This window comes from Kocuria rosea (genome assembly GCF_006094695.1).
In the GTDB taxonomy this organism is placed as follows: Bacteria; Actinomycetota; Actinomycetes; order Actinomycetales; family Micrococcaceae; genus Kocuria; species Kocuria rosea.
The window spans coordinates 618,477-630,851 of the sequence record NZ_CP035103.1 but is presented as its reverse complement, the minus strand read 5'-3'; the positions used below and the strand labels follow the sequence as shown (position 1 = coordinate 630,851).

Genomic DNA, 12,375 nt, shown 5'->3' with positions numbered 1-12,375 from the left:
CGGCGCCCGTCCCGGATTATTCCCGCCCCGGTCCGCCTAGGGTGGACGCATGCCCCTCCCCCACTTCCGTCCCACCGGCGCCGGCACCGCGGACCCGGGCGCCGTCGTCGCCGGCGAGCACTACCGCATCAGCGTGCTGAGCCCCGGGCTGCTGCGCCTGGAGTACAGTCCCGCCGGCCGCTTCGAGGACCGTCCGTCCGCGTTCGCCGTCGACCGCCGGTTCCCGGTGCCGGACTTCCGGGTGCGGCGCACGGCGGCCGGGCTGGAGCTGAGCACGGAGCGGATCCACCTCAGCTACGACGAGCGGGCCTTCAGCCCGACGGGACTGTCCGCGCAGATCCGCGGCGGCGTGACCAGCTACCACAGCGTGTGGCGCTACGGCGTGCCCGCCCCCACCCTGGGCGGGACCGCGCGCACCCTGGACGAGGCCGACGGCCCGATCCCGCTCGAGCCGGGCATCACGTCCCGCGAGGGCTTCGGGGTGATCGACGACTCCGCCTCGGTGCTGCTCACGGACGACGGCTGGTACGCGCCGCGCGCGCCCGAGGAGGGCGCCGTGGACCTCTACCTCTTCGGCTGGGGCCACGACCACCGGCAGGCGCTGCGCGACCTCTACGCCCTGTCCGGGCCGCAGCCCGTCCTGCCGCGCTGGGCGCTCGGCAACTGGTGGAGCCGGTACCACGCCTACGACGAGGCCGAGTACCGGGAGCTGGTCGCCGAGTTCGACCGGCGCCGCCTGCCGTTCTCCGTGCTGGTGGTGGACATGGACTGGCACCTCACGGACGAGCACGTGGAGCGCCGGCACGGCTCGGGCTGGACGGGCTACACCTGGAACCGGGAGCTGTTCCCGGACCCGCGGGGCTTCCTCGCGTGGGCGCACGAGCACGGCTACCGGGTCACGCTCAACCTGCACCCGGCCGACGGGGTGCGCTCCTTCGAGGACGCGCACCCCGCGATGCTCGAGGCCCTGGGGCGCGAGCCGGGCTCGGAAGAGCCCGTGGCCTTCGACGTCACCGACCGGGACTTCGTGGCCGCGTACTTCGAGGTCCTGCACCGCGGCCTGGAGGCCGACGGCGTGGACTTCTGGTGGGTCGACTGGCAGTCCGGGCCGCACTCGCGGCTGCCCGGGGTCGACCCCCTGTGGGTGCTCAACCACTACCACTTCCTGGACTCGGGCGCGGACGGGTCCCGCCCGCTGACGCTCTCCCGCTACGCCGGGCCCGGCAGCCACCGCTACCCGGTCGGCTTCTCCGGCGACACCGTCATCTCCTGGGCCTCGCTGGCGTTCCAGCCGTACTTCACGGCGACGGCGGCGAACATCGGCTTCGGCTGGTGGAGCCACGACATCGGCGGGCACGTCTTCGGCGCCCGCGACGACGAGCTGGCCACCCGCTGGCTGCAGTTCGGGGTGTTCTCCCCGATCCTGCGCCTGCACTCGGGCGACAACGACTTCATCGCCAAGGAGCCGTGGCGCTACCGCTCCCCCTATGCGGAGGCCATGGAGCGCGGCCTCCGGCTGCGGCACCGGCTGGTCCCCTACCTGCACACCGCCAACCGGGCCGCCGCCGTGGAGGGCGTCCCCCTGGTCCGGCCCCTGTACCACGAGCACCCGGAGGCGGAGCAGGCCTACCGGTACGGCCACCAGTACCTGTTCGGGCCCGAGCTGATGGTCGCCCCGGTCACCTCCCCCGCGGACCCCGTGGTCACCCGCGCGGCGGTGCCGGTGTGGTTGCCGGAGGGGTCCTGGACGGACCTGTTCACGGGCACCGTCTACGACGGCGGGCGGGAGCTCGTGCTGCACCGGGGCCTCGACGACGTGCCCGTCCTGGCCCGCTCCGGCGCGATCGTGCCCCTCGCGGGGTCCGACGACGACGCCGCGCCGGACCCCGGCAATCCCGGGGAGCTGGAGGTCCTGGTGGTCGCCGGCGCCTCGCACCGCACCGTCCTGGACGAGGACGACGACAGCGGCGACGGCCTCGACCCGGCCCGCTGGGCGCGCACCCCGCTCGCCCTCGACGCCGCCGCCGGGGAGTTCACGGTCGGCCCGGCACAGGGCCACCTCGGCTGCCTGCCGGCGGCGCGCACCTGGACCCTCACCTTCATCGGCCTCGAGGAGCCGGCGGAGCCGACCGTGACCGTGGATGGGAGGGCCGTCCCGGTCCGCACCGCCCGGCGGGGGAACGGTGTGCGCGGGCACCGCACCTCGGTCACCGTCGAGGGGGTCGCCCCCGGGGCGCGCCTCGTGGTGCGGTCGGCGGGACTGGGCGCCGTGGCCGCCCAGGATCCCGCGGACCGCGTCTTCGACCTGCTCAACGACGCCCAGATCGGCTACGAGGTCAAGCGGCGGGTGCACGAGGCCGTGCGGCGCGATCCCGTGGGGGCGCTCGGGCAGGCACCCGCCCTGGGCGTGGAGGGGCCGCTGCTCAGCGCGCTCACGGAGCTGGTGCTGGCGACGCGGACCTGACCCCTGGTCGCCGGAGGTCGACCCGTCGTGGCGTGCCCCGCGCACCCGGCCGCCGCCCGCGGCGGAGAGCTCACCCGGGGCAGGGGCCCTCCTCGTCCAGGCCGAGCTCGACGACCAGGATGGGCAGCCTCAGCCGTTCCGCGGTGAAGGACACCACGCGGGCGTGCGGGATGCCCTTCTCCCGGACGAAGCGGCAGGCGACCAGTCCGTGGTCACGGTTCTGGCCGATCATGAGCACCCAGTTCCGGCCCGCGGCGTCCAGCGCGTGCGCCTGGCGCTCCAGGTCCCTTCCCGCCGGGTCGTTCTCGGTGCTGCGCCGGGCGAAACGGGCCGCGTAGGCCCTCATGTCCTCCTCGGTGCGCAGCAGCCCGGCGGCGACCCGCCGCGCGTCCTGGACCCTCAGCGCGGGCGCGATCTGCTCCTCGCGGATCTCGCCGGCACGGTCCCCGCCCTCCTCCTCGGCGGACCGGTGGGCGGCGTGGATGATGCGCTCGATCCGGCGCAGACGGGCGTCGTCCTGGTGCAGCCGGCGGTAGTCGGCGATCAGCGCCTCGAGCTCGGCGTCCAGGTGGCTCCGCTCGGGCTCCTCGGGCTCGCGGCCGTCGTGCGCCGGTCGTGATGGGGACAAGCCGGCCTCCTGGGCGCTGGACGGTGACGTTCCCACGTCAACGGCGACGGCCGCAGCGCCTATTCCGCCGGCCCCCGGGGGCGGTGCCGGGACCGCCGACGCGAGCGGGGTTGGCATCATGGGTGCATGAGTGAGATCAACGACCCCGCCCCGCGTTCCGTCGAGCTGACCCGCACCGCCACCGGCCACTACACCGCCCGCAACGCCGAGGGGGCCGAGATCGCCTTCGGCCGCGGTGAGGGCCTGCTGTCCCCCGTGGAGCTCCTGCTGGCCGCCATCGCCGGGTGCTCGGCCATCGACGTGGACGTCGCGACCTCCCGCAGCTCGGAGACCTCGGAGTTCCGCGTCGAGGCGACCGGACGGAAGATCCTCGAGGAGAACGGGGCGAACCGTCTGGAGGACCTGCACCTCTCCTTCCACCTCGCGTTCCCCGACGACGATGCCGGCCGCAAGGCCGCCGGCATGGTCCAACGCCTCGTCACCCTGTCCCACGACAAGTACTGCACGGTCTCGCGGACGGTGGAGCACGGCACCGCCGTCGGCCACGACGTGAGCGTCGGCGTCGACGGTGCCGCGGGCGAGACCCCCTAGCTGTGACGTCCAGGGAGGTTGGTCAGGCGGGTGACCGGTGGCTGGCCTCCAAGTGCGGAGTGGGCTCGATGATGATTGTAGAAGTGCAGCCAGCCCGGTAGGGCATCGTCGCGCTCTGCCGTGGAGGGGTAGAACCGGGCGTAGGCCCAGCCATCGGCCAGGGTGCGGTGGAAGCGTTCGATCTTGCCGTTGGTCTGGGGCCGGTAGGGGCGGGTGCGTTTGGTCTTGATGCTCAGCTCGGCGCAGGCCTGGGCCCAGGCATGGGAGCGGTAGCAGGATCCGTTGTCCGAGAGCACCCGCTCCACGGTGACGCCCTGGTCGGCGAACCACGCCCTGGCTCGGCGCAGCACCCCGATCGCGGTGGCAGCCTTCTCATCGGTGCAGATCTCCGCGTACGCCATCCGGGAGTGGTCATCGATCACGGTATGCACGAAGGCGGTCCCGATCAGGGGGCCACGTACTGGGCCTTTGCGGCGTTGAGTATCGGTGGTGGCGCGGTTGCGGTCGCCTTGCTGCTTACCGAGGTAGCGCCAGCCACCTCCGTCGGGGATGTTGCCGAACTTGGTGACGTCGACGTGGATCAGTGATCCGGGATGGTCGTGTTCGTAGCGGCGCAGGGGTTCGCCGGTGACCCGGTCGATGCGGGAGAGCCGGTTGATCCGGCAGCGCACCAGCACCGCATGCACGGTCGAGGCCGGCATTCCGAGTCGGCCGGCGATCTGCACTGGGCCCAGCCGGTGTCGCCACCGCAGGGCCACGATCCTCCGGACCACCCCGGGGGCGGTCTTGGTCGGGCTGGTGCGCGGGCGAGAGCTGCGATCAGCCATCCCGGCTTGGCCTTCGGCCCGGTAGCGGTCGGCCCATTTCTTGGCCGTGCGGGCAGAGACCATGAACATCTTGGCCGCCGCGGCGTAGGTCCACTGATCCTCGACGATCAGCCGGGCCAGGCGTAGGCGTGTACGAGGGGTCAGGACGGCGTTAACGTGGGACATGAAGGCCTCCGGTGGGTGAAGCGGTGAACTAGACAGCTCCACTTCACTACCGGAGGCCTTCCCGTGTCAGCCCGACTCACCGCCTTGCGGCGGGACAACCTCCCTGGACATCACACCTAGCCGACCGCACGGGGTTCCGCACGGTCGGCCCGGCACGGCCGGACCCCGGTGTTCACCGGGCGGTCATGTGCCCGCCGCCCGGGCGGGTCAGGATGAGCACGCCTACACTGCGCTCAAGAGACCCTGACCGGAGAGGAACGGCCGATGCCCGACGGAAAACGGCAGTGGATGCCCGCCGACCAGTGGGCCGTGCGGGAGAACCTGCGGGAGTTCATCGACCACCTCACGCAGATGGGCTACACCGTGCCCCACGGGCACGAGGAGGACCCGGACCTCATCGACCCGGGGGGCTCGGCCGTGGAGACCTGGCGGGAGGACCACCCCTACGACGAGCTGATGAGCCGGGAGGAGTACGAGCTGGAGAAGTACAAGCTCCAGATCGAGCTGCTGAAGTTCCAGTACTGGGGCCAGGACCACGACCTCCAGCACGTCATCGTGTTCGAGGGCCGGGACGCCGCCGGCAAGGGCGGGACGATCAAGCGGTTCACCGAGTACCTCAACCCGCGCGCCGCCCGGGTCGTGGCCCTGACCAAGCCCTCGGACCGCGAGGCCGGGCAGTGGTACTTCCAGCGCTACATCCGCCACCTGCCCACCGCCGGGGAGATGGTGCTCTTCGACCGCTCCTGGTACAACCGCGCGGTGGTGGAACCCGTGATGGGCTTCTGCACCCCGCAGGACTACGCGTGGTTCATGGACCAGGCCCCGGTGTTCGAGAAGATGCTCGTGGACTCCGGCATCCACCTCACCAAGCTCTGGTTCTCCGTGACCCAGCAGGAGCAGCGGACCCGGTTCGCGATCCGCCAGATCGACCCCGTGCGCCGGTGGAAGCTGTCCCCGCAGGACCTCGCCTCCCTGGACCGGTGGGAGGACTACACCGAGGCCAAGGAGGAGATGTTCCTGCGCACGGACACCGACCACGCCCCGTGGACCACGGTGAAGTCCAACGACAAGAAGCGGGCGAGGATCAACGCGCTGCGCTTCTTCCTGGACCAGTTCGACTACGAGGACAAGGACCCGTCCGTGGTCCACCCGGCCGATCCGCTGATCGTGCGCCGCGGCCGCGACGCCGTCGGCGACTGAGTCCCGCGGCGTGGAGACGTGGCCGGCGCTGGTCGCCGGGATCGGCTCGGGACTGGTCGGCGGGTTCTACCTGGCGTTCTCCCTGGTGGTGATGCCGGCGCTGCGGCGCCTTCCCGGCGGTGCGGCGGCCTCGGCGATGATCGCCGTCAACCGGGCCGCGGTGCGGGCGCCGTTCCTGGTGCTGTTCTTCGGCACCGCCCTGGCCTGTCTGGTCGTGGTCGGCACGAGCCTCTCCGCACCCGGCGGGCCGCTGCGCGTGCTGGGTGCGCTGGCCTCCCTGGCGGGCTGGGTCCTGACCGTGGCGGTCAACGTCCCGCTCAACGCCCGGCTGGCCGGCACCGATCGCCGGACCGTGGTGTGGTCCGCCTACGCGCGGCCGTGGACGCGGGCCAACCACCTCCGAGCGGGACTGTCCGTGCTCGGCGCCGTCGCCCTGCTGCTGCCCGTCCCCTGATCCGGGCCCCGGTCCGGCCGGGCCGCGGACCTCTTCCCGCCCGCGGACCGGGCCGGGCGGCCGCGCCCTCCGCGCCGCCGCCCGGCCCGGGCGGTCAGCCGGTGTTGCGCAGGCCGGCGGCCACCCCGTTGATGGTGATGAGCAGGGCCCGCTGCAGGCCCTCGTCGACCTCCCGGCCCTCGGCGTCCTGCTCCCGGATCCGGCGGAGCAGCTCCACCTGCAGGTAGGAGATGGGGTCGAGGTACTGGTCCCGCACCTCGAGCGTCTGCTTCAGGGTGGGGTTGCCGTCCAGCAGCTCCGCCTGCCCGGTGAGCCGGGCGAGCTCGTCGAGGGTGAGCTCGTACTCGCGGCGGATCACCTCGAACACGTGCTGGAGCCGCTCGGGCACCAGCGCCCGGACGTAGTGGGCGGCGATCTCCAGGTCGGTCTTCGCCACGGTCATCTCCACGTTGGAGATCACGGAGCGGAAGAAGTGCCAGCGCTCCAGCATGGTGTGCAGGTCCCCTTCCATCCCCGCCTCGCGGGCGGCGCGCAGGCCCGAGCCCACCCCGAACCAGCCGGGCACGATCTGGCGGGACTGCGTCCAGCCGAAGACCCACGGGATGGCCCGCAGCCCGGACAGGCCCTTGTCCGACGACGGGCGCTTGGCCGGGCGGGAGCCGATGTTCAGCGCGCCGAGCTGCTCCACCGGGGTGGCGGACAGGAAGTACTCCGGCAGGTCGGGGTCCTCGACCAGGCCCGTGTAGGAGGAGAAGGCGGCGTCGCTGACCACGTCCATGACCTCGCCCCACCGGTCCAGCTCCTCCTCGGTGGAGCGCGGGTCCTGGTGCAGCGCCGTGGCGCGCAGCACGGCGGCCAGGGACAGCTCGAGGTTCTCCCGGGCCAGGGCGGGGAGGGAGAACTTGTCGCTGATCACCTCGCCCTGCTCGGTGAACTTGATCTCGCCGGCGAGGACGCCGCTGGGCTGGGCGAGGATCGCGTCGTGGGTGGGGCCGCCGCCGCGGCCCACGGAGCCGCCGCGGCCGTGGAAGAGCCGCAGCCGCACGCCGTGCCGGGCGGCGACGTCGCGCAGCCGGCGCTCGGTCCGGTGGATCTCCCACCGGCTGGTCATCACCCCGGACTCCTTGTTGGAGTCGGAGTAGCCGAGCATGACCTCCTGGATGTTCCCGCGCGCCGCGACCACCCGCCGGTAGGCCGGGTCGGAGAGCAGCTCGTCGATGACCTCCGCGGAGCGGCGCAGCTCCCCGACGGTCTCCAGCAGCGGTGCGAAGCCGAGGGTGGCGCGGTCCTGCTCGCCGGTGAGGTCCACCAGCCCGGCCTCGCGGGCCAGGATCACGGGGGCCAGGATGTCGTCCGCGTCGCGGGTCATGGACACGATGTAGGTCTCGACGATCTCCTCGCCGTAGGTCTCCTGGGCCCGGGCGATCTCCCGGAAGACCGCGAACGTCCGGTCCGCGTCGCCGTCGAGGTGCACGGCGCCCGTGGACAGCCCCGGCGGGGCGAGCGGGCGGCGACCGGCGAGCTCCCCGGCGAGCGCCGCGGCGCGCGCCCCCCGGTCCATGTCCGCGTACGGCTGGTCCAGCTCGCCCAGCCGGTCGAGCAGCTGCCCCACGGCCTCGTGGTGGGCGTCGGCGTGCTCGCGGACGTCCAGGGTGGCCAGGCCCAGGCCGAAGCCGGCGATGGTGCGGGTCGCCGCGGCGAGCGAGCCGTCGGCGGCGAGCGCGCCCGCGTGGTGCCGCAGCGAGCGGGCCACGACGTCGAGGTCGGCCACGAGCTCGGCGGTGGTCCGGTAGTCCCGGCCCGGCTCGTGCACGGTCTCCTCCGCGAACCGGCGGCGGGTGTTGATCAGCTTGGCCTTGATGCAGGTGAGCTTGAGCCGGTACGGCTCCTGCGCGTTGAGCTCCAGGACCCGCGGGTCCAGGCCGGGCAGGTGCGCCACGTCCCGCTCCACGGACTCGCGCAGCTCGGGGTCGACCTCGACGATGGCGGTGGAGGGGGACAGCCGGGAGACCAGCACGTCCAGGAAGCTCAGGGCGATGTCGACGGCCGCCTGCCCCTGCAGCTGGAGGACCCGGCGGGTCATCTCGGGGGTGACGTTGGGGTTGCCGTCCCGGTCCCCGCCGATCCAGGACCCGAAGCGCAGCGGCGGGGGGCCGGCCGGCAGGTGCACGTCGTGCTGCGAGAGCTGGTCCTCGAGGTCCGTGAGCAGCACGGGCATGGTCTCGGTGAGGACCTCCCGCAGGTAGTACAGGGCGTTGCGGGCCTCGTCGAGCGGGGTGGGGCGGTTCTGGCGCAGTTCGTCGGTCTGCCACAGGAGCTCGATCAGCTCGGCGAGGCGCCGGTCCTGGCTGCGGCGCGCGGCGGAGCCCTCGGCGGTCTCGCGGGCCAGGATGTCGGAGAGGTGCCGGATCTTGGTCAGCACGGAGCGCCGGGAGGCCTCGGTGGGGTGCGCGGTGAACACCGGCCGGACGTCCAGGCTGCCCACCGCCTCGCGCAGGGCGTCGGGACCGGCCTCGGCGGCGACGTCGGCGACCGCCGCGGCGAGCCACCCCTCGTCCTCGGGGCGGCGGCCGAGCACGCGCACGCGGTGCACCTGCTCGGCGGCGTTGGCCAGGTGGAAGTAGTGGGCGAAGGCCCGCACCAGGTCCGTCGCCCGGTCCAGGGGCAGGGAGCCGAGCAGGTCGCGGACCTGGCCCGCGGCGTCGTCGGCCCCGGAGGCCTTGGCGTCCTTCGCGTCCTTGGTGAGCCGGCGGACCTGCTCGACCAGCTCCAGCAGCTCCTCGCCGCGCTGACGGGCCAGGGTCTCCCCCAGCAGGGTCGTGATGCGGCGGACGTCCGCACGCAGCGGGGCGTCGATCACCTCGGCGCGGTGGCGGTCGGGGGCGGCGGTCCGGTCGTGCTGAGTCGTCATGTCGCGGCTGCTCCTGGCTGGTCGGTCGTCACGGGTGCGCGCACGACCGACGAGCGGTCGCGCCGTCGGTGCCTACCGTGCCAGCCTACCCCGGGTGATCCACGTCGCACGGGCCGCCCCGGGGAGGTCCCGCGGGGGACGATCCCTGGAAACCCGTGCCGGACGGGGCAGGGAGCGGTAGGTTCGGCGGTGAGCACACCTCGCGCGCGCCAGGAGGCACAGGCCATGAGCCAGCACCCGCACGGTCCCGGCGGCCCGCACCGTCCGGGCGGCGGGCCGCCCCCGCGGCTCCCCGGCGGACCGGGTCCCGGCACGGTCCCGCCCGGGCCGCCGATGACGGCCCGGCTGCGCCTGCTGCTGCGGCTCACCCTGCTCTCGTTCGCCGTCAACGTGGCGGACACGTTCGTGCAGGCGGTCGCGGGCCCCAGCGCCCAGCTCCCCGGCATGGAGGACCTGGCGCGGGTGCCGGGGCTCCCCGGCGCCGGGCTGTCCGCCGCGCTGGCGCTCCTCGGCGTGGTGCTGACGACGGCCCTCTACGCGCTGGTCTGGTTCCCGCTGCGCGAGCAGCTGCAGTGGGGCTGGATCCTCGGCATCGTCTTCTGCTCCCTGGCCGTGCTCGGCGACCTCTTCGACCTGGCGGTGTTCCTCCTGGGCGGGCACCTGCTGCCCGGGCTCAGCACCACCGTCCTGGTCGCGGTCAACGTCGTGTGGCTCGTCGTGGCCGGCCACCCCGGGGTGCGGGCGGCGCTGCGCTGACCGGATGAGGAGCGGCCCGGGCGGGACGCGGCCCGGGGGTCGTCAGGCGCCGGCGGTGACCGGCGGGGCGGCCGACCAGGGGAAGACGATCCAGTCGTCGGTGGCCTTCCACAGGTAGTCGGGCCGGATCACGGAGCGGGGCTTGCCGTAGATGACGGCGGAGCGCGCCTCCGCGCCCAGGCCGCGCAGCAGCTCCAGCACCAGGGCGAGGGTCCGCCCGGAGTCCGCCACGTCGTCGACGACGAGCAGCTTCCGGCCCGCGATGGACTCGGTGTCCAGCATCGGGGCGAGCAGCACGGGGTCCGGCAGGGTCTGGTGGACGTCGGTGTAGAACTCCACGTTGATCGCGTCCGAGAGCTTGACCCCCATCGCGTAGGACAGCGCACCGGCCGGGAGCAGACCGCCGCGGGCCACCGCGATGATGATGTCCGGCAGGAAGCCGCTGTCCACGACGCTCTGGGCGAGCTCCTGGGTCGCTTCGCCGAAGCGTTCCCACGTGAGGATCTCCTTGCCCTCGAGCTCGAGGGCGTCCGCGTGATAGGCCATGCGCCTCAGGCTACCGGAGCCCCGGAGCGGGTGGAGCCGCGCGCCCGAAGGTAGTAAGTTCACTGATCGGATCGTTGTCCACCGGAGCCCCTCGCGGGGCTCCCCCCGCACCGGAGAGGACGCCATGCCCCAGCACCCGGAGCAGGGCCGCACCGCCCTGCTCGTCATCGACATGCAGAACTCGTACTTCGACTTCCCCGAGCTCGAGGAGCAGCGGGAGCCCGTGACGGAGAAGGTCAACGAGCTGATCCGGGCGGCCCGCGAGGGCGGTTGCCCGATCGTGCTGATCCGCACACAGCACGAGCGGGACGGCTCCACGTGGACCGTCAACATGCACGACGACGGGCAGGGCTTCGCGTTCCCCGGCACGGAGCAGTCCGAGTACGTGGCCGGTCTCGACACCGAGGGCGGGACGGGGCTGGTCAAGACCCGGGACAGCGCGTTCTTCGACACGGACCTCGCGGCCCGGCTGCGCAACCTGGACGCCACCCACCTGATGCTCTGCGGGATCTCCACGCACAGCTGCGTCGCCCAGACCGCGATCGACGCGTTCGCCCACAACTTCCGGGCCGCGGTGGCCCGGGACGCCGTGGCCTCCGAGAACTCGGAGCTCTCCCGCGCGCTGCTGGCCTTCCTCGAGGACGAGATGCGCCAGGACATCCTGCACCAGGACGAGGCCGTGGCCCGGCTGCGGAGCTGAGCGCCGGGCCCGCGCTGGGAGCGGCGCCTCGGGAGCCGGCTCACGGGCAGCAGGAGCAGCCGGGGCCGCACCCGTCCGCGCCGTCGTCGGCGTCCGCGCCGACGAGGACGGCCGCCGGCGTGCAGCAGGCGTCCCCCCGCCAGGCCTCCAGGCCCTCTCGCAGCGCTACGACGGCGATCACCAGCGCGGCGACCGGGTCGGCCCAGGCCCAGCCCAAGGCGCTGTTGAGGACCAGGCCCACCAGCAGCACGGCCGAGAGGTAGGTGCACAGCAGGGTCTGCCGGGAGTCGGCCACCGCTGAGGCGGAGCCCAGCTCCCGGCCGGTGCGGCGCTCGAACCAGGACAGCAGCGGCATGACCACCAGGCTCAACGCTGCCAGTCCGATCCCGACCGGGGAGTGCTCCGGCTCGGCGGCCCCGAGCAGGGCGCGCAGTGCGTCGACGGTGACGAAGACCGCGAGCCCGAAGAAGGAGAAGGCGATCACCCGCATGGCCGCCCGCTCCCTGCGATGCGGGTCCGGAGCGGCGAACTGCCAGGCCACCGCGGCCGCCGACAGCACCTCGACGACGGAGTCGAGGCCGAAGCCGATCAGTGCCGAGGACGAGGCGACGGCACCGGCGGTGATCGCGACGATCGCTTCGAGGACGTTGTAGGTGATCGTGCCGGCCACGATCCACCGCACCCTCCGGTGCAGGAGAGCCCGCCGGTCCGCCGTGATGGGCCTGGGGCCGAGAGAGGTCGAGCTCATGCGCAGGTGCAGCCTTCCGGGGAGCAGCAGACCGGGTCCACGGCGACCACCAGGTCCAGCAGCTCTCCCAGCGCACCGCCCAAACGGGGGTCGGCCAGCCGGTACCAGGTGTTGCGTCCCTCGCGGGTGGCCTCGACGAGCCCGCACCCGCGCAGGCAGGCGAGCTGATTGGAGACCACCTGCTTCGACACGCCGAGGCTCTCGGTCAGGTCCGTGGGGCGCGCCGGGGCCTCGCGCAGGGACAGCAGGATCCGGGTGCGGACGCCCTCCGAGAGGGCGCTGCCGAACCGGGTCAGGGCAGCGGCGTGGGTGGAGCCGACCGAGGTCATGCTCCAACAGTACACGTTGGCGTGTACTGAGTACTCGGGAAGGCCGATCGCCCGGA

12 protein-coding genes are annotated in these 12,375 nt (G+C 73.2%); 6 read left to right on the top strand and 6 right to left on the bottom strand.

All coding sequences use genetic code 11. The features are described 5' to 3' along the window. The first annotated feature begins 49 nt into the window (after positions 1-49). The gene (locus EQG70_RS02870; protein ID WP_109268565.1) at positions 50-2,464 is read left to right on the top strand and encodes a glycoside hydrolase family 31 protein; all 2,415 of its coding nucleotides are present in this window, start codon (positions 50-52) and stop codon (positions 2,462-2,464) included. 70 nt (positions 2,465-2,534) lie between these two features. On the opposite strand, the gene EQG70_RS02865 is transcribed toward EQG70_RS02870, so the two are convergent. Further along, positions 2,535-3,092, bottom strand: a complete 558-nt coding sequence (locus EQG70_RS02865; protein ID WP_109268566.1) for a hypothetical protein — start codon at positions 3,090-3,092, stop codon at positions 2,535-2,537. A gap of 126 nt (positions 3,093-3,218) precedes the next feature. On the opposite strand from EQG70_RS02865, the gene EQG70_RS02860 reads away from it, so the two are divergent. Beyond that, positions 3,219-3,683: an OsmC family protein gene (locus tag EQG70_RS02860; protein ID WP_109268567.1), complete on the top strand. Its 465-nt coding sequence runs from the start codon at positions 3,219-3,221 to the stop codon at positions 3,681-3,683. Here EQG70_RS02860 and EQG70_RS02855 read toward each other — a convergent pair. Then, positions 3,680-4,675 carry an IS481 family transposase gene (locus tag EQG70_RS02855; RefSeq protein ID WP_126346899.1) on the bottom strand — a complete coding sequence of 332 codons (996 nt, stop codon included), beginning with the start codon at positions 4,673-4,675 and terminating at the stop codon, positions 3,680-3,682. The genes EQG70_RS02860 and EQG70_RS02855 overlap by 4 nt on opposite strands. Positions 4,676-4,939: 264 nt before the next feature. Here EQG70_RS02855 and ppk2 point away from each other — a divergent pair, with 264 nt between their 5' ends. Further along, entirely contained in the window at positions 4,940-5,875 is a 936-nt protein-coding gene (ppk2, locus tag EQG70_RS02850) for a polyphosphate kinase 2 (RefSeq protein WP_095649865.1), read from the top strand. Positions 5,876-5,885: 10 nt separating this feature from the next. Then, complete coding sequence (locus tag EQG70_RS02845) at positions 5,886-6,329, top strand: anthrone oxygenase family protein (RefSeq protein WP_109269243.1); 444 nt, start codon at positions 5,886-5,888, stop codon at positions 6,327-6,329. Positions 6,330-6,423: 94 nt separating this feature from the next. Here the strand turns inward: EQG70_RS02845 and ppc are convergent, their stop codons facing one another. Beyond that, positions 6,424-9,240 carry a phosphoenolpyruvate carboxylase gene (gene ppc / locus EQG70_RS02840; RefSeq protein WP_109269242.1) on the bottom strand — a complete coding sequence of 939 codons (2,817 nt, stop codon included), beginning with the start codon at positions 9,238-9,240 and terminating at the stop codon, positions 6,424-6,426. Positions 9,241-9,465: 225 nt separating this feature from the next. On the opposite strand from ppc, the gene EQG70_RS02835 reads away from it, so the two are divergent. Next, positions 9,466-9,996 carry a hypothetical protein gene (locus tag EQG70_RS02835; RefSeq protein ID WP_109269241.1) on the top strand — a complete coding sequence of 177 codons (531 nt, stop codon included), beginning with the start codon at positions 9,466-9,468 and terminating at the stop codon, positions 9,994-9,996. A gap of 42 nt (positions 9,997-10,038) precedes the next feature. Here EQG70_RS02835 and EQG70_RS02830 read toward each other — a convergent pair whose 3' ends face one another. After that, positions 10,039-10,542, bottom strand: a complete 504-nt coding sequence (locus EQG70_RS02830) for a phosphoribosyltransferase (RefSeq protein ID WP_017832986.1) — start codon at positions 10,540-10,542, stop codon at positions 10,039-10,041. Between the two features lie 124 nt (positions 10,543-10,666). Between EQG70_RS02830 and EQG70_RS02825 the strand changes: the two genes are divergently transcribed. Then, positions 10,667-11,242: a cysteine hydrolase family protein gene (locus EQG70_RS02825; protein ID WP_109269240.1), complete on the top strand. Its 576-nt coding sequence runs from the start codon at positions 10,667-10,669 to the stop codon at positions 11,240-11,242. Positions 11,243-11,282: 40 nt separating this feature from the next. Here EQG70_RS02825 and EQG70_RS02820 read toward each other — a convergent pair whose 3' ends face one another. Then, the gene (locus EQG70_RS02820) at positions 11,283-11,990 is read right to left on the bottom strand and encodes a cation efflux transmembrane domain-containing protein (protein WP_109269239.1); all 708 of its coding nucleotides are present in this window, start codon (positions 11,988-11,990) and stop codon (positions 11,283-11,285) included. Further along, the gene (locus tag EQG70_RS02815; RefSeq protein ID WP_109269238.1) at positions 11,987-12,319 is read right to left on the bottom strand and encodes an ArsR/SmtB family transcription factor; all 333 of its coding nucleotides are present in this window, start codon (positions 12,317-12,319) and stop codon (positions 11,987-11,989) included. Before EQG70_RS02815 ends, EQG70_RS02820 begins: the two co-directional genes overlap by 4 nt. Positions 12,320-12,375 lie beyond the last annotated feature (56 nt).